This window comes from Undibacterium sp. FW305-107, assembly GCF_058788535.1.
In genome coordinates this window covers 378,313-403,718 of record NZ_JBYTAV010000005.1, presented here as the reverse complement: position 1 = coordinate 403,718, position 25,406 = coordinate 378,313, and the positions used below count along the sequence as shown (strand labels likewise).

Annotated in this window: 21 protein-coding genes; 11 read left to right on the top strand and 10 right to left on the bottom strand. The window is 48.4% G+C overall.

The window, feature by feature from the left end; all coding sequences use genetic code 11:
- Positions 1-82: 82 nt before the first annotated feature.
- From murI to AC3WQT_RS13555, 3 genes are read right to left on the bottom strand one after another with little or no spacing between them, the layout of a single operon-like run.
- On the bottom strand, positions 83-937 hold the full coding sequence (gene murI / locus AC3WQT_RS13565) for a glutamate racemase (protein WP_492704481.1): 855 nt from the start codon (positions 935-937) through the stop codon (positions 83-85).
- Positions 938-983: 46 nt separating this feature from the next.
- Positions 984-2,507, bottom strand: a complete 1,524-nt coding sequence (locus tag AC3WQT_RS13560; RefSeq protein ID WP_492704480.1) for a fumarate hydratase — start codon at positions 2,505-2,507, stop codon at positions 984-986.
- A gap of 58 nt (positions 2,508-2,565) precedes the next feature.
- On the bottom strand, positions 2,566-3,165 hold the full coding sequence (locus AC3WQT_RS13555; protein ID WP_492704574.1) for a TIGR00645 family protein: 600 nt from the start codon (positions 3,163-3,165) through the stop codon (positions 2,566-2,568).
- A gap of 336 nt (positions 3,166-3,501) precedes the next feature.
- Here AC3WQT_RS13555 and acs point away from each other — a divergent pair, with 336 nt between their 5' ends.
- Positions 3,502-5,496, top strand: a complete 1,995-nt coding sequence (gene acs / locus AC3WQT_RS13550) for an acetate--CoA ligase (RefSeq protein ID WP_492704479.1) — start codon at positions 3,502-3,504, stop codon at positions 5,494-5,496.
- 69 nt (positions 5,497-5,565) lie between these two features.
- Here the strand turns inward: acs and AC3WQT_RS13545 are convergent, their stop codons facing one another.
- Entirely contained in the window at positions 5,566-6,429 is an 864-nt protein-coding gene (locus AC3WQT_RS13545) for an AAA family ATPase (RefSeq protein WP_492704478.1), read from the bottom strand.
- Between the two features lie 282 nt (positions 6,430-6,711).
- Between AC3WQT_RS13545 and AC3WQT_RS13540 the strand changes: the two genes are divergently transcribed.
- The 3 genes from AC3WQT_RS13540 (at position 6,712) to AC3WQT_RS13530 (ending at position 7,821) form a co-directional block, all read left to right on the top strand.
- A complete protein-coding gene (locus AC3WQT_RS13540) occupies positions 6,712-7,035 on the top strand; it encodes a c-type cytochrome (protein WP_492704477.1) in 324 nt (107 codons plus the stop codon).
- Between the two features lie 15 nt (positions 7,036-7,050).
- A complete protein-coding gene (locus AC3WQT_RS13535) occupies positions 7,051-7,398 on the top strand; it encodes a c-type cytochrome (RefSeq protein ID WP_492704476.1) in 348 nt (115 codons plus the stop codon).
- Positions 7,399-7,563: 165 nt separating this feature from the next.
- Complete coding sequence (locus tag AC3WQT_RS13530) at positions 7,564-7,821, top strand: hypothetical protein (RefSeq protein WP_492704475.1); 258 nt, start codon at positions 7,564-7,566, stop codon at positions 7,819-7,821.
- Positions 7,822-8,127: 306 nt separating this feature from the next.
- On the opposite strand, the gene AC3WQT_RS13525 is transcribed toward AC3WQT_RS13530, so the two are convergent.
- Entirely contained in the window at positions 8,128-9,261 is a 1,134-nt protein-coding gene (locus AC3WQT_RS13525) for a JmjC domain-containing protein (RefSeq protein WP_492704474.1), read from the bottom strand.
- A gap of 78 nt (positions 9,262-9,339) precedes the next feature.
- Between AC3WQT_RS13525 and AC3WQT_RS13520 the strand changes: the two genes are divergently transcribed.
- Entirely contained in the window at positions 9,340-9,897 is a 558-nt protein-coding gene (locus AC3WQT_RS13520; RefSeq protein ID WP_492704473.1) for an FKBP-type peptidyl-prolyl cis-trans isomerase, read from the top strand.
- Positions 9,898-9,962: 65 nt separating this feature from the next.
- Here the strand turns inward: AC3WQT_RS13520 and mutS are convergent, their stop codons facing one another.
- Positions 9,963-12,593 (bottom strand): DNA mismatch repair protein MutS, encoded by a 2,631-nt coding sequence (gene mutS / locus AC3WQT_RS13515; RefSeq protein ID WP_492704472.1) that lies wholly within the window; start codon positions 12,591-12,593, stop codon positions 9,963-9,965.
- 259 nt (positions 12,594-12,852) lie between these two features.
- On the opposite strand from mutS, the gene AC3WQT_RS13510 reads away from it, so the two are divergent.
- Positions 12,853-13,650: a bestrophin-like domain gene (locus AC3WQT_RS13510; RefSeq protein ID WP_492704471.1), complete on the top strand. Its 798-nt coding sequence runs from the start codon at positions 12,853-12,855 to the stop codon at positions 13,648-13,650.
- A gap of 64 nt (positions 13,651-13,714) precedes the next feature.
- Here AC3WQT_RS13510 and AC3WQT_RS13505 read toward each other — a convergent pair whose 3' ends face one another.
- Entirely contained in the window at positions 13,715-15,097 is a 1,383-nt protein-coding gene (locus tag AC3WQT_RS13505) for a DEAD/DEAH box helicase (protein WP_492704470.1), read from the bottom strand.
- A gap of 89 nt (positions 15,098-15,186) precedes the next feature.
- Positions 15,187-15,978 carry an inositol monophosphatase family protein gene (locus AC3WQT_RS13500; RefSeq protein ID WP_422950012.1) on the bottom strand — a complete coding sequence of 264 codons (792 nt, stop codon included), beginning with the start codon at positions 15,976-15,978 and terminating at the stop codon, positions 15,187-15,189.
- A 194-nt stretch (positions 15,979-16,172) separates the two neighbouring features.
- Between AC3WQT_RS13500 and AC3WQT_RS13495 the strand changes: the two genes are divergently transcribed.
- The 3 genes from AC3WQT_RS13495 (at position 16,173) to AC3WQT_RS13485 (ending at position 19,994) form a co-directional block, all read left to right on the top strand.
- Positions 16,173-16,931, top strand: coding sequence for an RNA methyltransferase (locus tag AC3WQT_RS13495; protein WP_492704469.1), 759 nt, complete (start codon positions 16,173-16,175; stop codon positions 16,929-16,931).
- A 441-nt stretch (positions 16,932-17,372) separates the two neighbouring features.
- Positions 17,373-19,250, top strand: a complete 1,878-nt coding sequence (locus AC3WQT_RS13490; protein ID WP_492704468.1) for a type IV pilus assembly protein FimV — start codon at positions 17,373-17,375, stop codon at positions 19,248-19,250.
- 96 nt (positions 19,251-19,346) lie between these two features.
- Positions 19,347-19,994 carry a glutathione S-transferase gene (locus tag AC3WQT_RS13485; RefSeq protein WP_492704467.1) on the top strand — a complete coding sequence of 216 codons (648 nt, stop codon included), beginning with the start codon at positions 19,347-19,349 and terminating at the stop codon, positions 19,992-19,994.
- Between the two features lie 49 nt (positions 19,995-20,043).
- Here the strand turns inward: AC3WQT_RS13485 and AC3WQT_RS13480 are convergent, their stop codons facing one another.
- Positions 20,044-20,844, bottom strand: coding sequence for a PP2C family protein-serine/threonine phosphatase (locus AC3WQT_RS13480; protein ID WP_492704466.1), 801 nt, complete (start codon positions 20,842-20,844; stop codon positions 20,044-20,046).
- Positions 20,845-20,928: 84 nt separating this feature from the next.
- Between AC3WQT_RS13480 and AC3WQT_RS13475 the strand changes: the two genes are divergently transcribed.
- Both AC3WQT_RS13475 and yoaA read left to right on the top strand, forming a co-directional pair.
- Positions 20,929-21,129: a YdcH family protein gene (locus AC3WQT_RS13475; protein WP_492704465.1), complete on the top strand. Its 201-nt coding sequence runs from the start codon at positions 20,929-20,931 to the stop codon at positions 21,127-21,129.
- 44 nt (positions 21,130-21,173) lie between these two features.
- Complete coding sequence (gene yoaA / locus AC3WQT_RS13470; protein ID WP_492704573.1) at positions 21,174-23,165, top strand: DNA repair helicase YoaA; 1,992 nt, start codon at positions 21,174-21,176, stop codon at positions 23,163-23,165.
- A gap of 91 nt (positions 23,166-23,256) precedes the next feature.
- Here yoaA and AC3WQT_RS13465 read toward each other — a convergent pair whose 3' ends face one another.
- Positions 23,257-25,320, bottom strand: coding sequence for a M13 family metallopeptidase (locus tag AC3WQT_RS13465; protein ID WP_492704464.1), 2,064 nt, complete (start codon positions 25,318-25,320; stop codon positions 23,257-23,259).
- Between the last annotated feature and the right edge of the window lie 86 nt (positions 25,321-25,406).

Genomic DNA, 25,406 nt, shown 5'->3' with positions numbered 1-25,406 from the left:
GCTTAGCTTTATTGTGGATTTGCCTGCTTCTATGATTGGGTTTTATCAGTGCAGTCGAAACCGGATGCATCCGGTGCTGAAATCAGGTGCGGAAGGTGGAAACACTTAACTTGTCCTCAGGTATGTTAATCCACTGGGTGCAGGCGTGTCGCAGCTTATCTGGAATTCCGCTGGTGTAAGCATTAATGCGGGGAATATCGCTGTTGCTGGTTTTCAGATCGCGCTCAACCAGCAAACGTTGTATTTGAGATGCAACGGCTTTTCCGGTATCAATGAGTGTGATGGGTTCACCGTCAGAAATATGCGCGGACGTGAGCTCATGTATAAGGCGGGCTACAAAAGGATAATGGGTGCAACCCAGTACCAGTGTATCGACTTTTGCATCAAATAAGGGGCTCAGATATTTTCCCAGCAAAAGCCGGGTTTCATCTAAATCTGCTTCGGCTTTCTCTATTTGATCCACCAGGCCTATGCAGGCCTGGGCAATAAATTCCACGCCAGTATCCGCACTTAACTGCATGCGCAAAGCTTGATACTTTTCGCTTTGTATTGTGGACAGAGTGGCTAGTACGCCGACTTTTTTTGTCTTGCTGAGCAGGCTTGCCGGTTTCAATCCCGGTTCCATGCCAACAATGATGAGGTCTGGGTAATGCAGCCGCAGATGCTTGATGGCGGCGGCAGTAGCCGTATTGCAGGCAACGACCAGTGCCTTGATTTTCTTGCTTAACAAAAAATCTGTGACGGCAATACTGCGCTCCAGAATCTCTGCGCTGGTTTTGTCGCCATAGGGTGCAAAACCCGAATCTGCCACATAGAGCAGTGCTTCATGTGGCAGGGTTTGGCGTATGTGCTGCAATACTGACAGGCCACCAAGGCCAGAATCAAATACCCCAATTGGAGCAGAGCGTGCAAATTCCTCTGGTACCATCGGGGACATTGGTTCCTGTTTCAGTTAGTAATATTCAACAATAATCAGAATGCGATCAGGATGCACTGACAGGGATGATGCCTATCTTCGCTTGCCATTCTTTAGGGCCGGTATTGTGTACGGATGTACCGCTGGAGTCAACCGCTACCGTGACTGGCATATCGACGACATCAAATTCATAAATTGCTTCCATACCCAGGTCAGCAAAACCAACCACGGTGGCTGATTTGATGGCTTTGGAAACCAGGTAAGCAGCGCCGCCTACTGCCATCAAGTATGCAGACTGGTGTTTGCGTATGGATTCAATGGCGACCGGGCCGCGTTCTGCCTTACCTATCATGGAGATAAGACCGGTTTTTTCCAGCATCATGTCAGTGAATTTATCCATACGGGTGGCGGTAGTCGGGCCAGCTGGGCCAACTGCTTCATCACGTACAGGATCAACCGGGCCTACGTAGTAAATCACGCGGTTGGTGAAATCGACAGGCAATTGCTCACCTTTGGCCAGCATGTCCTGAATGCGCTTGTGAGCTGCGTCGCGGCCAGTCAGCATTTTGCCGTTCAAGAGCAAGGTCTGGCCTGGCTTCCAGGAAGCGACTTCTTCCTTGGTCAGGGTGTTCAGATCCACGCGCTTGGATTTTTCTGTATCAGGTGCCCAGCTTACATCTGGCCAGTCAGACAGTTTTGGTGGCTCTATGTAGCTGGGGCCTGAACCATCAAGCACAAAATGCGCATGGCGTGTGGCCGCGCAGTTGGGGATCATGGCAACAGGCTTGGATGCAGCATGGGTAGGATACATATTGATCTTAACGTCGAGTACTGTCGTCAAGCCACCCAGGCCTTGTGCGCCTATGCCCAGTGCATTGATCTTGTCGCACAGTTCTATGCGCAATTCTTCAGTCTTGTTTTGTGGGCCGCGTTGCTTGAGCTCATACATATCGATGTCATCCATCAAGGATTCTTTCGCCATCAGCATGGCTTTTTCTGCAGTACCACCTATGCCTATACCCAGCATGCCGGGAGGGCACCAGCCTGCGCCCATGGTCGGCACGGTTTTCATGACCCAGTCAATCAGAGAGTCAGAAGGGTTCAACATGACGAACTTGGTCTTGTTTTCAGAACCGCCACCTTTGGCTGCGACTTTGACATCGACTGTATCACCAGGAACCAGTTCCATGTGTACTACGGCGGGTGTATTGTCCTTGGTGTTTTTGCGTTCGAAATGCGGATCAGCAACGATGGAGGCGCGCAGTTTATTGTCGGGATCGTTATAACCGCGACGCACACCTTCGTTGACTGCATCGATGATAGAACCACTGAAACCTTCAAAGCGTACACTCATGCCGATTTTCAGGAATACATTGACAATACCAGTGTCCTGGCAGATAGGACGGCGACCTTCGGCGCACATGCGCGAGTTGGTCAGGATTTGCGCAATCGCATCTTTTGCTGCCGGGCTTTGCTCGGCTTCATAAGCACGCGCCAGATGGGCGATATAGTCGGCTGGATGATAGTAACTGATGTATTGCAGCGCGGCGGCTACTGACTCGATCAGATCGTCTTGCTTGATGACTGTCATGATTTGGCTCTTGGCTAGGTAATAAAACTAATTGGTAAAAAATAAATGGTCTGTTGAATTAATGATCGTTGCCTGACTGCGCAGTTTTGGTCATGATCTGATCGCAATAGGCAATCGCCAGAGCTGACATCAAAAAGACGATGTGGATGCACGTTTGAGCAACGATGTTTTTCGTTTCATAGTTGCCAGCATTGATGAAGGTCTTTAGTAAATGTATCGATGAAATACCAATGATCGCCATGGCAAGCTTGACTTTGAGTACCGATGCATTAACGTGTGACAGCCATTCAGGCTGGTCCGGGTGACCGTCCAGTCCCAGACGTGAGACGAAGGTTTCGTAGCCACCGATAATAACCATGATGAGCAGATTGGAAATCATGACTACGTCTATCAGCCCTAGCACCACCAGCATGATGGTAGTTTCAGTCAGTTTTGTTGGTTTTGCGCCGCCAGTAGATACGGCATCAATAATATGCTGAAGGGCTGTTTCATTGCCCATTGCTGCGCCAATTAAATCGACCAGTTCTACCCAGAAGTGAAATACATAAACACATTGCGCAAGTATTAATCCGAGATAAAGTGGTAGTTGCAGCCAACGGCTAAAAAAAATCAGGCTGGCAAGGGGGGATAGTTTTGCTGAAGAAACTGGTTTGGTCATGTCGGCAATCGTTGGTGAAAGGGGCAATTTTAGTGCGAACCGATATTTTACATGGGCGGAGCCTGCTCGGGTAGCGTAGCTGATAAAGGCAGGTATGTAGTGGAGATGTAATGGTATCTTTGTGGTATCATTTTTCAAAAATACAACCGTAAGGCTTGAGTAAGTCTCCAAGTTTAAGGTTTGCGCTGTGCTTAACTGTCAAAATTACTGCCACAATCTGGTGCAATATCAGCTTAGGGTGGGGCTGTTAGGATAGTGGCAAAGCGCTTAGGTATTTTGCCCGGACTTAACAGAAGTGAAGATTTCAAACTAACGATAACAAGCTGGAGATAACAAATGTCTGACCTCAACGCTGCGCAAGCTGAAGCTAAAACAGAATCCCGCGTTTTCTATCCACCGGCAGCATTTGTTGCCAATGCGGCTATCCCAAGCATGGATGCCTATAACGCATTATGCAAAGAAGCCGAGCAAGATTATGAGGGCTTCTGGGCGCGCTTGGCCCGTGAGAACCTGCATTGGCATAAAGACTTCAGCACGGTGCTGGATGAATCTACCGCACCCATGTACAAATGGTTTGAAGATGGTTTGCTGAACGTATCGTACAACTGTCTGGACGTGAATCTGCAAAATGGTAATGGCGATAAAGTGGCTTTGATCTTCGAGGCAGATGGTGGCGAAGTTACCAAGGTGACCTACAAAGATTTGCACGCAAAAGTCTGTCAGTTCGCCAATGGCTTGAAGTCTCTGGGCATCAGCAAGGGCGACCGCGTTGTTATTTACATGCCCATGTCCGTTGAAGGTGTGGTCGCCATGCAGGCCTGCGCACGCATAGGTGCAACACATTCCGTTGTGTTTGGTGGTTTCTCGGCAAAATCCCTGCAAGAGCGTATTGTGGATGTGGGTGCAGTAGCGGTTATCACTGCGGATGAGCAAGTCCGTGGCGGTAAACATTTACCCTTGAAGGCCATTGTGGATGAAGCGCTGGCCTTGGGTGATTGTGAAAAAGTAAAAAGCGTCGTCATCTATAAACGTACGGGCGGCAATATCAATGTTGCGACTGGCCGTGATGTGTGGATGCATGAACTGGTAGCAACGCAGTCAGCAGTCTGTGAGCCTGAATGGGTCAGTGCAGAACATCCTTTGTTCATACTTTATACATCTGGCTCCACAGGCAAACCAAAAGGCGTACAGCATTCGTCTGGTGGTTATTTGTTGTGGGCCATTTTGACGATGAAATGGACCTTTGATATCAAGCCATCCGATGTGTTCTGGTGTACTGCTGACATAGGCTGGGTGACTGGCCACACGTATATTACCTACGGCCCACTGGCCGCTGGTGCGACGGAGATTGTGTTCGAAGGTATCCCAACTTTCCCGAATGCCGGACGCTTCTGGAGCATGATAGAAAAACACAAGGCCACCATTTTCTATACTGCACCGACAGCGATACGTTCCCTGATCAAAGCTGCGGATGGTGACGCCAATATTCACCCCAATAAATTTGATTTGTCATCCCTGCGTTTGTTGGGATCTGTCGGTGAGCCTATCAATCCTGAAGCCTGGATGTGGTACTACAATAACATTGGTCGCACCAATTGCCCTATTGTTGATACTTTCTGGCAAACAGAAACAGGCGGTCATATGATGACGCCATTGCCAGGTGCAACGCCCATGGTGCCGGGTTCTTGCACCTTGCCTTTGCCAGGCATCATGTCTGCGATTGTTGATGAGACAGGTCATGATTTGCCTAATGGACAGGGCGGTATTCTGGTAGTGAAACGTCCATGGCCATCCATGATACGTACGATCTGGGGTGATCCTGAGCGTTTCAAGAAAAGCTACTTCCCTGAAGAATTTGGCGGCAAAGTGTATCTGGCTGGCGACGGTGCGATACGCAATAAAGATACGGGCTATTTCACCATCACTGGCCGTATCGATGACGTGCTGAATGTTTCTGGTCACCGCATGGGGACGATGGAAATCGAATCTGCTCTGGTTGCCAATCCTTTGGTCGCTGAGGCTGCCGTAGTAGGTAAGCCTGATGAAACGACAGGTGAAGCGATTTGCGCCTTTGTTGTATTGAAGCGCACACGTCCAACTGGCGATGAAGCGAAACAAATTGCGACTGAATTGCGCAATTGGGTGGCGAAAGAAATTGGCCCTATCGCCAAGCCAAAAGAAATCCGTTTTGGTGATAATCTGCCCAAGACACGCTCCGGCAAGATCATGCGTCGTTTGCTGCGCGTATTGGCCAAGGGTGAGGAAATCACCCAGGATATTTCAACCTTGGAAAATCCGGCTATTCTGGAGCAATTGAAGCAGGCACAATAAGTTGGACTTCCGATCAATATAATAAAAAAATGGCGCTGCACTGCAGCGCCATTTTTCATTGCATCTTGCTTAGCGGTTGGTGCGCGACATGTATACCAGGCGTTCAAATAAATGCACGTCCTGCTCATTTTTCAGTAAAGCACCGTGCAGGGGAGGCACGATGGCCTTATTGTCCTTGCTGCGCATGGCCTCCAGCGGAATATCTTCTGCCAGCAAAAGTTTTAGCCAGTCTATAAATTCTGAGGTTGAAGGTTTTTTCTTGAGACCGGCAACGTCGCGGATTTCGTAAAAAGTTTGCAGTGCTTGCGCTAGCAAATCCGATTTCAATTTGGGGAAATGCACGTCGACGATCTTTTGCATCGTTTCCTTGTCAGGGAATTTGATGTAATGGAAGAAGCAGCGGCGCAAGAAGGCATCTGGCAATTCTTTTTCATTGTTGGACGTGATGATTACCAGCGGACGATGTTTGGCGCGTACCATTTCACGGGTTTCATAGACATAAAACTCCATGCGGTCGAGTTCGCGCAGCAAGTCATTGGGAAATTCTATGTCCGCTTTATCGATTTCATCAATGAGTAAAACCACAGGCTCGTCAGCAGTAAAGGCTTGCCACAACACCCCTTTGATAATGTAGTTGTGAATGTCCTTGACACGTTCGTCACCCAATTGAGAATCACGCAGGCGTGATACTGCGTCGTATTCATACAAGCCCTGCTGCGCCTTGGTAGTGGATTTGATGTGCCACTGCATCAAAGGCATATTCAGGGCCGCAGCAACTTCTTCTGCCAACATGGTTTTGCCTGTGCCAGGCTCGCCCTTGATCAATAGCGGACGTTGCAGACTCAGGGCTGCATTGACTGCCAGTTTCAAATCATCAGTGGCGACATAATTGTCAGCACCGTCAAAGCGTAAAGTATTTGGGGCTTGTGTCATGGATATAAACTCGACATGTTGGTTGCTTGAGGATGTAAATGAGGATGTAAAGAGTATAAGCGAGAATTTACCCTCTTGTGAACGGCTGTTCTTTTTTCTATGCAAGCCGTACGGGAAGACAATAAATTTTTCATTTGAAATTGCATAAATGCAGCTTTTTTGCCCCGCACATAGGGGCTGGCCCCAGGTTTTTTGCGCAAATTTGCTCGTAATCAGCTAAAATACTGAGTTATATCAAAACACTGTATTTATTGATCTGCCTGCTAATTAATAATCGCTAATATGAAAAAATTGTTTGCACTCCTCGCTATGGTGAGCCTCGCTCAAGCTGCTACTGCAGCAGATCCGGTTGGTAATCCTAAAGATGCCGCTGAAAAGAAAATCGCAATGTGCATCGGTTGCCATGCTATTCCTGGCTACAAAGCGACTTTCCCTGAGGTCTATCAGGTGCCGATGATTGGCGGTCAATCTGAAAAATACATAGAAAAGGCTTTGAAAGCTTATCAAAAAGGTGACCGCAAGCATCCATCCATGCGTGGCATTGCCGGCAGCCTGTCTGATCAGGATATTGCGGATTTGGCAGCATATTACTCTCAACAAAAATAAGAATAGGATAGGATTATGAAGAAAACTCTGTTGATGGCAACTTTGTTGTCTACTCTGTCTTTCGCTGCATATGCGGGTGGTGATATTCAAGCGGGTAAGGAAGCTGCAGCAAAGTTTAATTGCGCGTCTTGCCATGGTGAGAATTACAGTAACCCGAAAGAGCCAGCCTATCCAAAGCTTGCAGGCCAGCATGCCGATTACCTGGCTCAAGCTCTGCGTGCTTACCAACGTGGTGGCGATGCTGCGAACGGTCGTTCTGATCCAACCATGGCGACTCAAGCCAAGGCTTTATCAAACAAGGATATACAAAATATCGCAGCTTACTTGCATAGTTTGCCAAGTAATTTGGTATTGAAAAAATAAGTTTTGCCTGATGATGAAAAAGCCACGAATTATCGTGGCTTTTTTTGTATCTTCTGTTTCGCATGAGGGATTTTTTAAGTAATCGTTATTTGTATTTCCCTGGGCGAAAAAAAACCGACCTGAAGGTCGGTTTTTCTTAAGTAATTAAAAATTACTTGGAAGCAGATGCGGAAGCTGCTGCTGGAGCGGAAGCTGCTGCAGATGCTGCAGGAGCTGCGCCAGATGCTGCTGCTGCGTCAGATGCTGCTGCTGGAGCTGGAGCAGCTGCTGGAGCTTCTGCTGGAGCAGATGCTGGAGCTGGTGCTGTTGCAGATGCTGCTGGAGCGGATGCTTCAGGAGCTTTTTTCTCGCCGCAAGCAGCCAGAGTCAATGCCAACAGGGAAACGAGCAAGAGTGATTTTTTCATGTTTGTACTTTCAATAAATAGATCAAAAAAGAAGATCAAAACTTTGCGATGAATAATTACCGGTAATTATCGCTCTATAGGTTAATTCGCGAGCTTCTCGCCAAAACGACATTCGGCCCCTACGAAAGTTTCCTAACCCGGAATTATAATGATTTTTCCATTAATGGAATAGGCATAGATGCATTTTTGCACTCAAATCAGCCATTATTTCTAGACAAGACGCTATTTTTAGTGGGAAATTTCAGGTTTTCCATGAAAATAGCCTACTTGCAGGAAGAAAATTTCCTTTCATATTTTAAAATAATGGCGCGTTGCAGCATTTGTCAGCGTAATTCAAGCCAGCCATCTTCATACCAGAGGCAGAATGTTTCTACCGCATCTGCGGAAACGTGTGCCAGGTCCACACCATCCAGTTCTCTTTGATTTGCCAATTTGCTCAAGCAAATCTTGTCTTCTTTGCCAACAGCAAATGATTCGCCGTTAATGAACACATGTTTTCCTTTGTATAACATCAGTGATTTACGTGATAGTTTTACACCATTTTTCAGCGCAGTCTGATGGAAACGTTTAGGTGCCAGAGGCTTTTCCGGGCCATTAAAAAATACGCTGGGCTTGGGTTCTGTCAGGTGTTCACCCAGGAAAATGAGCACGTCATCGTCGGTAAATTGAATCTTGGCAATCTCTTCAGCAACCTGTTCCAGCATCTCATTACTGATTTCTGCGGGTTTGGTACTGACTTTCAAGTCAGGGTCGGCATATCGGCCTGGCAAATCTATCGAGTCTGACATGAAATGCAGGAAGGACTCGCCCAGCTCCTGATATGAAGGTGCACGGAAGCCTATGGAATAGGTCATGCATTCACCTACAGCGATACCGTCATGCGCATACTTTGGAGGTAGATACAGCATGTCGCCCGGTTCAAGCACAAACTCCTGTTCAGCCTTGAAGTTGCGCAATATCTTGAGGGGCATGCCATCAATCAGCGTTAAATCTTTTTGCGCACCTATACGCCATTTGCGCTGGCCATGTGCTTGTAGCAGGAATACATCATAAGAATCAAAATGAGGTCCAACACCGCCGCCATCTGCCGCGAAGCTGATCATCAGGTCGTCGAGGCGGCTGTCAGGGATGAAGCGGAATTGTCTGAGCAGTGCATCGGCCTTGTCATCATGTAGATTAACGCCTTGTACCAGCAGCGTCCAGTCTTTCTTTTCCTTGACTGGCAGGCTGGCTTGCGGGCCGGACTTCATTTCCCAGTGTTTGTTGAAGAAGCTGATGAGTCTGGATTCAACATCTTCACGGCCAGCCATGTCAAACAGATCAGTTTTAGGGATCAGGGGTTGAAAAACAGGAATAGCCTGGCGTATCAACAAGGGCTTCTTATGCCAGTATTCGCTGAGAAACTCTTCTGCTGTAATGCCGCCCAGCAGGGGCAGGGGAGTGGTATTTTTTTTCATGCCCGCATTATAGGCCGAGGCAAACGACTCGACTAGACGGGTATAATCTCAGGGCAAATAAATTTTTAAGGAATTGCTATGAAGATAGGCAAAAATTCAGTTGTTACTGCAGTCTATACCTTGAAAGACGCACAAGACAATCTGATAGAAGAAGGTCAGGAGCCTATGGTTTACCTGCATGGCGGGTACGACAATGTGTTTCCCAAGATAGAGGAGGCCCTGGAAGGCAAGGAAAAGGGTTTTAGCACTATTATCCAGCTGAACCCCGAAGACGCTTTCGGTGACTATGACGCAGCTTTGGTGAAAGTGGAGCCACGCGAGCGTTTCCCATCACCGCTGGAAGTTGGCATGCAGTTTGAAGGTATGCCCGAAGAGGCAGAAGATGCGGAAGACGATGACAATGCCCATATCTTTACTGTCACTGACATTGCGGATGACAAAGTCGTGCTGGATGGCAACCATCCTCTGGCAGGCATCGCCTTGCGCTTTAGCCTGACGGTGGAAGACGTACGTGCCGCTTCCGATGAAGAAGTTGCTCATGGCCATGTGCATGGTGCCCACGGACATCATCACGACGAAGATGACGAGGACGATGAGGGCATGGGCGATGAATATCGCAGCCATCCTTTGCATTAAACTTGTATAAAAAAATGCCGCTGAATGATTTCAGCGGCATTTTTTCTTTCGGGGGCTTACCCTGATCAGGCCTTGTTTGCCAGATTCTTTAATTCATACAAGGCAGCCAGAGCTTCCCTTGGTGTCATGCTGTCTGGGTCCATGGTGTCAAGGGTATCCAATAGTTCAGTATTGACTGGAATTTGCTCCACGACTTCCGTTTCTGGTACCGAAGCTGCTGAAGAAAACAGATCAAACTGTGGCGTTGATTGCAGTGACTGTGCCTCCAGATCAGCCAGATGCTTGCGCGCGGAGCGTATAACTGCCTGAGGTATGCCCGCCAGTTGCGCCACCTGCAAACCATAGCTTTGTGAGGCAGGGCCAGCTTGTACTGCATGCAGGAAAACGATGTTTTCCTTATGCTCAACTGCCGATAAATGCACGTTTTCTGCAGATGGGTGCACCTCGGGCAATTGTGTCAGTTCAAAATAATGGGTAGCAAACAGGGTATAGCTCTTGGATACCTGTATCAGATGCTTGGCAATCGCCCAGGCTAAAGCCAGACCGTCAAATGTAGATGTGCCGCGACCCACTTCATCCATCAATACCAGTGAATGGTCAGTTGCCCCATTCAGGATGGCTGCCGACTCCGTCATTTCCACCATGAAGGTGGAGCGGCCACCCGCCAGGTCATCCGCTGCACCTATACGTGTGAAAATACGGTCTATCGGGCCTATCGTCACTTCAGAGGCCGGTACATAACTGCCTACATAAGCGAGCAGGGTGATCAGTGCTACCTGGCGCATGAAGGTCGATTTACCGCCCATGTTGGGGCCGGTGATCAGTAATAATTTACGCTCGGCAGAAAAATCGCAATCATTGGCAATAAAGCGCTCTATCTGATTTTCTACCACCGGATGGCGACCCTGGACGATATGCAGGGTAGGCTCATCCACCAATTGCGGCGCACACCAGCTATTCTTGGTCGCGTGTTCAGCCAGGCTGACCAGGGTATCGAGTTGTGCAATTGCATTTGCTACTCTTTGTAGCAGGGGCACTTGTGGCAGTAATTCTTGCAGCAGGCGTTCATATAGCATTTTTTCTCGTACCAGCGCACGTTCCTGTGCTGACAAGGCTTTGTCTTCAAAGGCCTTCAATTCTGGCGTGATATAGCGCTCGGCATTTTTGAGAGTCTGGCGACGACGGTAATTGTCCGGCACTTTATCGCTTTGCCCATTCGTGACTTCAATATAAAAACCATGTACGCGATTGTATTCAACACGCAGATTGGCAATGCCAGTGCGTTCACGTTCGGACGCTTCCAGTTCTATCAGGAATTGACCCGCATTTTCTGACAGCGCACGCAATTCATCGAGCTCAGCATCAAAGCCAGTCGCAATCACGCCGCCATCGCGCACCATGGTAGCTGGTTGCAGCATGAGGCCGCGCTCCAGCAAATCCAGGCATTCAGTTGGCGTGTCCAGGTCAGACAAAACCTTGGTCAGCAGACTGGTCTGATTGTCGGCGATGCACAGACTGACATAATTGCGCAAACCGGGCAGGTTTTGCATGCCATCTCGCAGTGCAGATAAATCACGTGGGCGCGCAGATTGCAGGGCGATACGCGTAGTGATGCGCTCTATGTCCGGAATGGCTTTTAAGGTGGTTGCCAGGCCATCGGTAGAATCCGCCTGTATCAGCGCCTTGATGGCATCGTGGCGTGCCCTGGCAACTGCCTGATCGCGGCGAGCATGGTGCAGCCAATGACGCAGCAGGCGTGAGCCCATGGCAGTGCGGCAATGGTCAAGCAAAGAAAACAAGGTGGGGGATTCTTGCCCACGCAGGGTTTCAGTCAATTCAAGATTGCGACGTGTGGCGGTATCCAGCCCTATGAATTCATGTTCGCTTTCGACATTGAGCGTATTGACATGCTTGAGGCCACGGCCTTGTGTGGTTTCGGCATAGCGCAGCAATGCGCCAGCGGCACCCAGAGCGGCATTCAGGTTTTCTACCCCAAAGCCTGTCAATGAAGCAGTGCCTAATTGGTCTTGCAAGGCTTTTTGCCCTTGCTTGACATCAAAGTGCCAATCAGGCAGTTCAGAAAATTTGCCTGGAAGTTGAGTATAGTGCTCATCCAGTAAAAGCGTACCGGCAGACAGCAATACTTCTGCAGGACTGATGCGCTCCAGTTCTTGCTGCAGGCGTTGCGGCAAGGATTTTTCATCCGTCGATACTTCCATTAACTTCAAAGCGCCACTAGCCAGTGACAGCCAGGCCAAGCCTATACTGACGGTTTTTCTTTGTTGCAGCATGCACAGTGACAACAATGGACGGTCAGATTTCTCTGGCAGCAAATCGGTATCGGTCAGTGTACCTGGGGTAATCACGCGCATGACTTTGCGCTCTACCGGTCCCTTGCTGGTTGCCGGATCACCTATCTGTTCGCAGATGGCGGCTGATTCACCTATCTTGACCAGCTTGGCCAGATAGGGTTCCAGTGAATGAAAGGGCACACCCGCCATCTTGATTGGTTCGCCACCAGAACTGCCGCGCTGGGTCAGCGTGATGCCCAATAGACGCGAGACTTTTTCGGCATCGCCAAAAAACAGTTCATAAAAATCGCCCATGCGATAAAACACCAGAGTTTCCGGATAGTCTGCCTTGATACGCAGATATTGGGTCATCATGGGAGTATGTTGTATTTCTTTTGCGGTCATAAGACTTTGATTTTATTCGTTTTGTTTTCTTGTTTTTGCTTGTCGAAGCGCTGGAATTTATATCCAGTCAGTCCAAATTTGGTGCGCACCATATCATAGACGATTGCCTTGGTCTACGGTTGTCCGGCTTTATTGTTGATATCAATAACTTACAGGTCGCACAATTGACAGGTAAAAGCAAAATTTGTCTGAGATATTGTTAAAATGGAAAAATCTGATTGTAGCAATATCCTCCTTAATATCGAAAGGACATAGGCTGATGGCGAATGAATTTATGTATGGGCAAAGTACTGCCCTGATTGTTTTCCTGCTCCTTGCCAGCATGCTGATTGCTACCGAGCTTGCGTTTAGAAATGGCTTGCGCAAACAAACAGTGGCGAATGATGCTGCCAAGTCGCAGATCAATACTTTACAGGCTTCCATGCTGGGTTTGCTGGCCTTGTTGTTGAGTTTTGCTTTTTCTCTGGCGCTGCAAAGGTTTGATGAGCGCAATCAATCTGTAGTGAGTGAAGCAAATGCGATTGGCACCACCTATTTGCGTACCCAGTTGTTACCCGTCAGCATACGCGAGCAGGCGCAGACCATGCTGATGCAGTATATAGACATACGAGTAGAAGAAGGTCAGGTTAGTCTGGCAGACGTAGAAAAGCGTGATCTTCTGGTGAAAAAATCCAATCACATCACCGATCAATTGTGGGCGCTAGCCATGAAATCGGTAGAGCTGGATAAGAATGCCGTGACCACCGGCATGTTCATACAGTCTCTGAATGACACTATTGATGCCTTTGGGAAGAGAGACGCAGGCTTGCAGAGGCATGTGCCTGAGACAGTTGTTTTGCTTTTATTGATCACCATCATCATGACAGCCGCGACGATAGGTTATGCCTCTGGCCTGACTGGGCAAAGGGCTGTCTTTGCGACCCTGGCATTGCAAATACTGATTGGTATGGCGGTATTCTTGACGATAGACTTGGATCGTCCTCGGCGAGGGTTTATACAGGTAAGCCAGACGAGTATGCTGAGTTTGCAGCAGGCGATTCATGCAACGAATAAATGAATATCCATAAAACACAAAGGACCTGAATGGCCCTTTGTGTTTTTAATCCAATTTAACGCTGATGTTAACCGTTGCCACGGCTACCAGACCTGCGCGGCGCGGATTGTTTTACGGCTGGCCTTGGACCTGCCGGACGAGGCTTGGCAGCCTGCGGTGCAGCGGCTTTGCCTGGTGTACGGGCTTGCTGTCCTCTACCGTCACCGGCAGGGCGTTGACCACGGCCTGATGGCTGGCCTCGGCCGCCGCCACCACGATGATCAAAGCTGCGCAACTGTATAGGTTCAGCCTTGGCATGCGGGTCAGGGATGAAGCCATCAATGATTTCTTGCGGTATCTGACGCTTGATGAGTTTTTCTATATCAGCCAGCAATTTGAATTCATCAACGCAGACCAGGGAAACTGCTTCACCAGTAGCGCCAGCGCGGCCAGTGCGGCCTATGCGATGCACATAATCTTCTGGCACATTTGGCAAATCATAATTGACGACGTGAGGCAACTGGTCAATGTCGATACCACGGGCAGCGATGTCTGTCGCGACCAGTACGGTCAGACTGCCATCCTTGAATTCGGCCAAAGCCTTGGTGCGCGCGGACTGACTCTTGTTGCCGTGGATAGCCATGGCGGCAATGCCGTCTTTGCCCAATTGCTCAACCAGTTTGTTGGCACCATGCTTGGTACGGGTAAATACCAGCACTTGTGACCATTGGTGAGTCTTGATCAGATGAGCGAGCAATGGATGTTTTTTGTCACGGTCAACCGGATGTACTTTTTGCGCAATGATTTCGACAGTGGAATTGCGGCGTGCCACTTCTATCATCGCCGGGTTGTCCAGCAGGCGGTCGGCCAGGGCCTTGATGTCGTCGGAGAAGGTGGCAGAGAACAGCAAATTCTGGCGTTTGGCAGGCAAGATCGCCAGCACTTTTTTGATGTCATGGATAAAGCCCATGTCCAGCATGCGGTCAGCTTCATCCAATACCAGGATCTCGATATTGCGCAGGTCTATCGTGCCTTGCTGATGATGATCAAGCAGGCGGCCAGGTGTCGCCACAAGAATATCTACACCTTGCTTCAATAATTTGATTTGCGGATTGATGCCAACGCCACCAAAAATCACACCAGAATTCAGTGGTACATATTTGCCGTAAGTATTGACGCTTTCTTCTACCTGGGCGGCCAGTTCGCGTGTTGGTGTCAGTACCAGGGCGCGAATGGGGCGTCTGCTGGTTTTATCTTTTGGTGCATTGGCTGAAGTGGACAGCCGTTGCAGAATAGGCAGGGTGAAGCCAGCGGTTTTGCCTGTGCCGGTTTGTGCCCCAGCCAGCAGATCGCCGCCTTTGATGACGGCAGGAATTGCTTGCTGCTGTATCGGGGTTGGAGAGGTGTAGCCTTGTTCGCTTACTGCGCGGACAATGTTCTCGGATAAGCCGAGTTCGTTGAATGATGCCATGTGGTTTTACTGTGTTTCTTTATGACCGGACTGATTTTTACCAGTCCAGAGAGAGGGGCGTCCCGGTCACGTAACCGGGACGTGAGAAATTACTTTTTAGCGGAAAACGGTTGCAACGCATTGACCATCTGAGCAAATACTTTAGGTGTGCCTGCCAATACATCACCTTTATGCAGATAGTCGGAATCGCCGGAGAAATTGCCAACGATGCCACCAGCTTCAGTGATAACGAGCGAGCCAGCAGCGATATCCCATGGTGCCAGGCCCTTTTCAAAGAAGCCATCAAGGCGACCAGTGGCTACGTAAGCCAGATCAAGCGCGGCAGAGCCTGGTCTTCTCAGGCCCTGACATTTGGTGGTCATGACTTTGAACATAGCCAGGTATTCATCCAGGCCAGACAAGTCGCGGGATGGAAAGCCCGTGCCTATCAATGCATCAGCCAGTTTGTCGCAACGGGTAACACGGATACGCTTGTCGTTCAGAAAAGCACCTGCGCCTTTGCTGGCTGTGAACATTTCATTGCGGGTAGGGTCGTAAATGACAGCTTGTGTAATCACGCCGCGTTGTTGCAGGGCGATGGAAACGCAATATTGTGGGAAGCCGTGGATAAAGTTGGTCGTGCCATCCAGTGGATCAATGATCCAGACATTATCATTTTCGTCGTGCAAGTTAGCGGAAGCACCTGATTCTTCAGCCAGAATGGCATGGTCAGGATAGGCAGAAGTCAATACTTCAATGATGGCCGCTTCGGCAGCGTGATCGACTTCGGTCACGAAATCATTGAATTGTTTCTCTGTGACCTGGACGCGATCAAGGTCAAAAGATGCGCGATTGATAATAGTCGCGCCACGACGAGCAGCTTTTACTGCCGTATTCAGCATTGGGTGCATAAGGTTTCCGATAAAATGACAGCATGCAAACGACTATCCCCTGAAAAGGATGTCGCTACGATGCTAGACAAAAATGATAAAGAGCGTGCGTAATTCTTGTCCGACTGCCATCCGTCTGCTTGATAATATGCACAACCAAGACGCACAACCGAATAAAAAATTAACGCGTGATACCTCTATTTTAAATGAACTTGCCCAAAACCGACACATCTCTTTTTCAGCGCCTGCGCTTTATCCTGGTTGAAACCAGCCATCCGGGCAATATAGGCTCAGCCGCCCGGGCTATTAAAACCATGGGTTTTAATGAGCTAATCCTGGTAAAACCACGTTTTGCAGATGCCCTGCAAAACCCTGAAGCGATAGCTCTTGCCAGTGGCGCGCAAGACGTACTCGACAATGCCCGTATCGTTGATCATATTGATGAAGCACTGCAGGGGTGTGAATATGTGGCAGCTGTCAGCGCCAGATTGCGGGAGTTTTCGCCTCCAATTCTCAACCCCAGAGTATTTGCAGAAACCATGGCGCAAAGCCAGCATGCCAAAATTGGACTGATTTTTGGCAATGAACGGTTTGGCCTGCCGAATGACATTGTCATGAACTGCCATGCCTTGATCAATATCCCTGCCAATCCGGCCTATTCCTCACTGAATCTGGCACAGGCCATACAACTCTTGTCTTATGAGTGCCGCATGGCGACTGATACTGGCGTGCCAATCGCCGGGAATGTTGGTTTTCAGGGGCAATTGGCGGCAGTGGATGAAATAGATGGCATGTATAAGCATCTGGAGCAGGCGCTTGTCGCAATTGAATTTTTGCATCCCGATAATCCTAAAAAGCTGATGCCCCGATTGAAACGCATGCTGTCCCGCACACAATTGGAGGTGGAGGAAGTCAACATCTTGCGGGGTATTGCAAGAAAAATACTGGATGTCAGAAAAAAATAGACCTTGCCTGGGCGTTGCCTGAAGGAGAATAAGTTTTCTGTTCTAATAGGAATAAATAAAGGGATAGGCAATTTGATATTTTGTGTCTTTTTAGCAAATCAGACTGCATACGAAGGCTAGGCTTTCGTATGATAATAATGCGTAGTTTTCCTTCAAATGTATCGAAAATACATTAAGAATTTGCTCTATGCTGAATGAAACAGCGATGCGCGAATGTTGTTGCAATTGATAAATATGTTGAAATCAACAAACATTCTCACCATTGTTTGCGTTTTACATTTGGTAACGCCTTCAAGGATTGTTATAAAGCCAGTAAGATTGCAGTTAATATACATTCAGGAATAACAATTGATTTTCTGAGGTAAACACTTTCTTTCTGAGGTCATTATTATTTTTGTTCCATTCCGCCGATCTGCGCTATACCTGCTTTGCCTTGGTGCCTTGGCATCTGGAGCAGCAGGGAATGCTTATGCTCTGGGATTTAGTAATTTAACGGTCCAGTCAGCATTGGGACAGCAATTGCGGGCTCAGTTGGAACTGACTGGGAATGATGCAGCAGAAATTGATCAAACCTGCTTCAAGGCCAAAGTAGACAGCCCGGATGGCTATGCTTTGGCACCGGTGAATGTCACGCTGGTTCAAAAGGGAAATGCACGTTATCTGACGCTGGTGACCAGAAGTACCATACTTGAGCCAGCAGTCAAGATAGTGGTGAACATGGGTTGCGAAATTCAATTGCACCGGGAATTTCTGATCTTGTTGGACCCTCCATTGTCGGCACCTGTCTTGCCAGCACCTGCAAGTAATCCGGCCAGAGCCACAACAAGGCCTGTACTGACTACAAATGAGAGTAAAGAGCTCGCGAGAGGCGAACAGTTGCCTCAGGTGAAAATCAAGCCTCGTGTCAGGGCAGAGAAACCAGTTGCTGAATTGACTGAAGTTGTTGGTGTGCCTGGTAATGCGTCGGTAACAAAAAAAAAGTCATCCAAATCAACAGGGAATAAAGCCAACGCTGACAAGCAGGTTGATCAGCCCCGCGATACGCTGAAACTGTCTGATGATTTGCCTATTTTGACGCAAGGCTTGCGCCTGAGTGATCAGTTATCTACCAGCACCCCACAATCCAACATTGAAGAATTGCGCGCAGCGCAGGCGCAGCTTGCTGCAATGTTGCGCGATGAAAAACCCGGACAGGTTTCTGCTGATAAGCTTAAGAATGAGCAGCAAAAAATTCTGAGTTTGCAGCAAGAGGCGCAGCAACTCAAGCGCCAGAGTCAACTGGATAAGGCGGCATTGGAAGAAGCCCGTGAAAACAGTTTTTCAAATAACTGGGTGGTGGGCTTAAGCGTATTTATTGCTGCCGGATTGGCGATCATCGCCTTGCTCTTGCTATACGTCAGCCGTATTCGCAAAAGGTTGCATGAAAGCTGGTGGCAGCAAAAAGAGCCTGCGTCTGAACCTGAGGCCAAAAAGAATATAGAAGAAATCGTCGATAGCATACAGGCCTCTTATGGACCGACGACAACCAGTTCCCTGTATCAGGTTCATGATGATAAAGACGAGTCTGGCAATAGTCGTCCAGTGACAAAACCCGTCAGAAAAATGGCAGCAGATGCTGGTCTTGGTAAGCTCGATACACCCTCGATATTCAGCAAGGCTTATGTTCCTACGCTGGAGGACAGTAATAGCAGCACCTTCAATTTCTTTTCTACCAAAGGGCAATCGGTCAAGGTAGAAGAAATTTCTGACGTGACGCAAGAGGCAGAATTCTGGATTTCCGTCAATGACCCGCAAAGGGCAATTGAAATTCTTGAGCCGCTGGCTGATGTTGAACAACCTGAATCGCCAGTACCCTGGTTGTATCTGATTGACTTGTACAGAGTCACTGCCAACAAAGAAAAATACGATACTTTAAGAGACAGGTTCATTGTATTTTTTAATGCAAATGTTCCTGAATTTGAAGTCGATCCAGCGACCTTGCCCAGCAGGCACCTGGACGATTTTGAGCATCTGATGAACCGCATATGCAATATGTGGAACTCGAACGATATTTTGCCTTTCCTTGAAAGCCTCCTGGTAGATGACAGGGACGGGAAACGCATGGGTTTTGAACTGCCAGTTTACCGGGATATCCTGTTATTGATCTCGGTGGCGAATGAGCTTGAGAAACTGGGCTCTTTTGGTGCTGCAGAAAGAAATCGTGCATGGGCAAATGTGCCAGGTTTGCCCCCGGATGAAATTGCCGACTCGGAAAAAGAAGCGGAAGCGGACTCGAACGTGATCGATTTTGAGATGATAGATTTTCCCAAAGAAAAATAATAAGCAGAAAATCTGGATTTGCCGAAGCGCAGACAGCCAACTTTATTGATTTGAGTGTAAGCTTTTGCTGTATCAATAAAAAATGGATGGAGATATATGATCAAGCTTTGCGGTTTTGCCGTCAGTAATTATTACAATAAAGTCAAATTGGCACTCTTGGAAAAAGCAATTCCCTTTGAAGAAGAGCTAGTCTGGACTGGCAAGTCACCTGAATTATTACAACACTCACCTTTGGGTAAAATTCCCTATATAGAAACTGAACATGGTTCGCTTTGCGAATCGCAGGTGATCGTTGAATATCTGGAAAATCGTTTTCCTGAGCATCCCTTGATGCCTGCGGATCCATTTGCAGCTGCTAAATTGCGTGAATTGATTACTTTTATTGAGCTGCACATGGAATTGCCTGCGCGCGAGTTGTATGCAGAAGCCTTTTTCGGTGGCAAGGTTGCAGATGAAGTCAAGGCAAAAATAGAGAAACAGCTTAACCGTAATATTCCTGCATTTGCTACCCTTGCAAAGTTTGACCCCTTTGTCGGCGGCAAAGAATTCACACTGGCAGATTGCGCTGCTGTCGTGCATTTCCCCTTGGTGTCGATGGCGACCAAGATCATTTATGGCAGGGATTTTTTGGCAGACTTGCCGACACGTGAATATGTGAAGCATATTTCAGAGCGTCCGGCCATGCAAAAAATCAATGCTGACCGCAAGGCAAACCAGGAGTTGATGGCTAATCGCAGTAAATAAGTAAGAAAACGGCGCTACAGAGTTTATTTGTAGCGCCATTTGATCAAATTTATACTGCCCTGCGCATTTTTTGTACGGTATAGGTTTTGGCTTGCGCAGGCGGTTCTACCAGTTTGACTATCGCGAAGGTGCAATTGTCCCCGCGGCCACTTGCCCTGTCCCTGGCTTTCCTGATCAAAAATTCTGAGGCCTGGCGTGGGCTATTGGCAGCAACAGCGGCAGACAATTCATGATCCTCAAAATAATGCCAGAGACCATCTGAGCACAGCAAAAAGCTGTCATGCGCTTTCAAGGGCGCATGCTCACCAAAGGTGATGTAAGGTGCAGTGGTGCTAGAGCCAAGTACGTTAACCAGAATATTTGATAATCTGTGGGTTTTAGCTTCTTCAGCCGTAATTTTGCCTTCGTCCACCAATTTTTCTACATAAGAGTGGTCTTTGGTTTTTTCGGCATAGTTGGGGCCGTCAAAGCGATACAGGCGAGAATCACCAACATAGGCCCAGATAGCTTCTTGCTGTGGGGTAATGACTAACGCGATTACTGTACTATGTGGCTCTTTCTCAGATGAAACGCCAGATAATTTAATGACAGTATGTGCTTCGTTGACGATATTTTCCAAAAGGCTACGAACATTATTGCCCGGGTAAAATTCATCAAATAATTGTTTTGCTGTGCGCACGACTTGTTCGGCAGCAAGGGCTCCACCGCTCTTGCCACCCATGCCATCAGCGACCACGGCCATAACATAACCTGGTGCATGTGGTGCCGCAAAAAGTGCCGTGCGGTCTTGTTGTTCCTGCCTGTCGCCGATATGTTGTCCGGTTCCAGCTTCGATCTTATATTGGCTCATACGTCTTGGTAGATTAAACTAACGGGATAAACCCAAAAATGGTCTTTCCTTAATTAAACTTTATTTTACTGCAACCAGAAGACTATGAGCCACCCAGAACAAATACTACAACGCATTATCGAGCTCGAGGTTGAACATAGAGACCTGGATGTGGTAATCGAGACCTTGATTAAAGATCCCTCTCATGATGAATTACAACTGCGGCGTCTTAAAAAACGCAAACTGCAGTTGAAAGATCATATTACATTATTAAGAATGCAATTGACACCTGATGTCCCTGCATAATTATCCACTTTTCCTTAGCTTTATAGTTAGTTTCTGATTGCCTCATTTTGACTGAACCACTTGCCACACCGAATGCAAACGGCATTCACGATACAGAAGTAGAACATATTTTTGGCTTGACCGGACCATTAAGTGCATCGGTGAACGGTTATCGCCCGCGACAGGCGCAAACAGAGATGGCAAAGGCTATCGCCGATGCCATCGCGGGACAAAAAACTTTACTGGCTGAAGCGGGAACTGGTACTGGGAAGACCTACGCTTATCTGACCCCCGCGTTATTATGGGGCGGCAAGGTCATAGTCTCTACAGGGACTAAAAACTTGCAGGATCAGTTGTTTTTGCGCGATATCCCCACCATACGTAAAGTATTGAAGGCACCGGTATCAATTGCCTTGCTCAAGGGCAGGGCAAATTATCTGTGTCATTACCATCTTGAGAGAACCATACAAAATGGCCGCCTGAGTTCACGAGAAGACGTTGGCTATTTGCGTGACATCAGCCGTTTCATAAAAACCACAATGACTGGTGACAAGGCAGAACTGGCACGTGTGCCAGAAAATGCCTCGGTCTGGGGCCTGGTGACTTCGACCAAGGATACCTGCATGGGCTCGGAGTGCCAGTATTATCAAGACTGCTTTGTCATGAAAGCGCGTAAAGAAGCGCAGCAGGCAGATGTCGTTGTGGTGAATCACCATTTGTTTTTTGCCGATGTGGCCTTGAAAGACACCGGCATTGCTGAACTTTTGCCTTCAGCAAATACAGTCATCTTTGATGAAGCCCATCAGTTGCCAGAAACTGCCACCCTGTTTTTTGGGGAGACGGTATCGACCTCGCAAGTGCTGGAGCTTTGCCGTGATGTGCTGGCCGAAGGTTTATCGCATGCACGTGATGGCGCAGAGTGGGCCAAGCTGGTGGCGCCGGTTGAGCGTGCCGCACGCGATTTGCGCCTGGCCTTCCCGCAAGACATAGTGCGCTATTCCCTGGACCAGATTGCGCCTTCCAGCCCCTTTTTTGAGGCGCTGGAGACCTTGAAATCCAGTATGAGCGACATGATTGCCGTGCTGGAGAAACAGGCAGAACGTGCCGAAACTTTAGAGCAATGCCGCGCACGTTCGATTTTGCTGGCCGAGCAATATGAAAAATGGAACGCCGCCGATGACGGTAAATCCGGTGATTACGTGTTGTGGGTAGAGGCGTTTTCCACCTCTCTGCAATTGCATCGCACGCCTTTGTCGATAGCTCCTATTTTTAACAAACAACGCGAAGGCGTACCACGCGCCTGGATATTCACTTCCGCCACCATGGCGGTAAAGAATGACTTTAGTCACTATGTGTCGCAAATGGGCCTGTGGGATCAGCCAGCCCGTACCTGGCCCAGTCCTTTTAACTATCAGGAGCAGGGCTTCCTGTATGTGCCAAACGGCATGCCGCAACCCAACTCTTATGAATACATGGATGCTGTGATTGACGCAGCCTTGCCCGTCATAGAAGCGGCTGGCGGCAAGACATTTTTGCTGTGCACGACTTTGAAGGCAGTGAAACATAGTGCCGAACGCTTGCGCGATGAATTCCAGAAGCGCGGCCTGAACTTCCCTCTATTTGTTCATGGTGACGCAGGCAGAACAGAGTTATTGGATCGCTTCCGTGCAGCTGGCAATGGCGTGCTCATCGGCAGTCAAAGTTTTTGGGAAGGTGTAGACGTTCGTGGCGATGCCTTGTCCCTGGTCATTATCGATAAACTGCCATTCGCACCCCCAGATGACCCGGTATTGTCTGCCCGCATAGCAGCGATGGAAAAAAAAGGTCTCAACGGTTTTGTTCACCATCAATTGCCGGAAGCGATTATCAATCTCAAACAGGGCGCTGGCCGCCTGATACGCGATGAGGGTGATAAAGGTGTATTGATGATTTGTGACCCGCGTCTGATCTCAAAACCCTATGGCAAGCGCATCTGGCAAAGCCTGCCCAGCTTCGCACGCACCAGGGAATTGGCGGATGTGCAGGCATTTTTCAAGAAGATCAAAAATCCCGAATAATTAGATTTACTCGTCAAAAGAATCTATCGTTGCAGATAAAAAAGGCAGCACTGAAAACAGTGCTGCCTTTTCCATGTTCGCTATACCTGGATTACCAGATACTTACACGCTCAGATGGTGTCAGGAACATCTTGTCACCTTCCTTGAGTTTGTAGGCATCATAAAAACCCGGCATATTGCGCAAGGTACCATTCGCACGGATTTCACCTGGAGAGTGAGGGTCAGTCTTCAAACGCGCAATCATTGCCTGGTCACGCATTTTTCCGCGCCATACCTGGGCAAAACCCATAAAGAAGCGTTGATCACCCGTCAGACCGCCAACTACTGGAGCTGGTTTGCCACCAAGTGACAGTTTGTACGCCTTATAGGCAATGGCCAGGCCGGAGTTGTCGGCAATATTTTCGCCCAATGTCAACTCACCATTCACGTTATAGCCAGGGATGGGGCTGAATGCGCTGTATTGCTTGACCAGCACGGCAGTCTTGGCAGCAAACTTGGCGTGATCTTCTTTCGTCCACCAGTCACGCAGATTGCCCACGCCGTCATATTGTGCACCCTGGTCATCAAAACCATGGCTGATCTCGTGACCGATAACGGCACCTATGCCACCGTAGTTGACTGCATCATCTGCTTTGGCATTGAAGAATGGTGGTTGCAGTATCGCTGCCGGGAAGACGATTTCATTGAGTTCTGGATTGTAGTAAGCGTTGACGGTTTGTGGCGTCATACCCCATTCATCACGGTCTACCGGCTTGCCCAGTTTGTTCAGTTCAAATTGTGCAGCATATAAGCGTGCATTGCGCAAATTACCAACGGCATCACCTTTGGTGATGGTCAGACCAGAGTAATCACGCCATTTGTTAGGGTAGCCAATCTTGGGCATGAAAGTCGCCAGTTTTGCCTGCGCTTCTTTCTTGGTTTCCGGGCTCATCCAGTCCAGTGTGTCTATGCTTTGCTTGTAGGCCAGCAGCAGATTGCCAACCAGTTTCTCCATTCTTGCTTTGCTTTGCGCAGGGAAGTGTTTGGCGACATACAGTTTGCCCAGGCTCTCGCCAAGAGCAGAATCAGCCAGGCGCACACCACGTTTCCAGCGTGCTTCCTGAGCTGGAACACCTAACAGGATCGTGGAATTAAAGGCAAAATTTTCATCGCTGAATTTTGTCGGGAGCTGTCCTGCGGCAGAGCGCAGGATATGCCATTTGAAATAAGTTTTCAGATTGTCGAGAGACGTATCTTGCAAAATCTTGCTCAGGCCGGTGAGGTAGCTAGGCTGGCTGACAATGATGTAATCAATTTTGCCTTTGGCACCCATTTCACTCAGGTAGGCGTTCCAGTCGTATCCTGGCGTCAGGGCGTCCAGTTTGTTGATCTCAATTTTATTGTAGGCCTTGACCGGGTCACGTAATTCAACCTTGGTCCACTGTATTTTAGCCAGTTCTGTTTCCAGGGCGAGGATGTCAGTTGCATGCTTGGCTGCGTCTTTATCGCCAGCCAGTGTCAGCATTTTCTCTATATGCGTCAGGTATTTCGCGCGGAATTCTTTCAATTTCGCGTCGTCATTGTTCAGATAATAGTCGCGATCAGGCAAACCGAGGCCTGATTGAGTGATATCGAGTACATATTTGGTAGAATCCTTATTATCCTGGTGAATCTGGAAGTCATAAGGCGCGCCTATGCTGGCACGGTTCAACCAGGCCATCAGGCCAGGGATCTGCTTTTTATCTGTCATGCCATCTACTTTGGCAAATTCAGTTTGCAATGGTTTCAAACCCAGGGAATCAATGTGCGCTGTATCCATATAACTGGCATACATGTCCGCAATTTTTTGTGCATCCGTACCTGGTTTGTTTTTTGTCTTGGCCAGGCTCTCGATAATGGAATGCAGATGCGGGATAGTCGCTTCGCGCAAATCCATGAAAGCACCGGCAGAAGACCTGTCAGAAGGGATTTCCGTATTTTTTAACCAGCTGCCATTCACGTGACGGAAAAAATCATCCTGGGCACGCACTGCAGCATCATTATGTTTGGATTCTATGCCGGACAATAAGACCGATGTTGCAGATGCTGCTTTCGCTGGTTCTGCGGCTGTCGCGAGTTGGCTGCCAACTGTACCGGCGATCATCAGCGCGATAGCGCTAAGTACTTGTGCTTTCACTTTGGGGTCTCCTGGGAGTGAAGGTGAGGTTAACAATAAGGCAGCCATCAAGGCCGCCTGGAAATTGCTGCAAAAACAAATAAAGC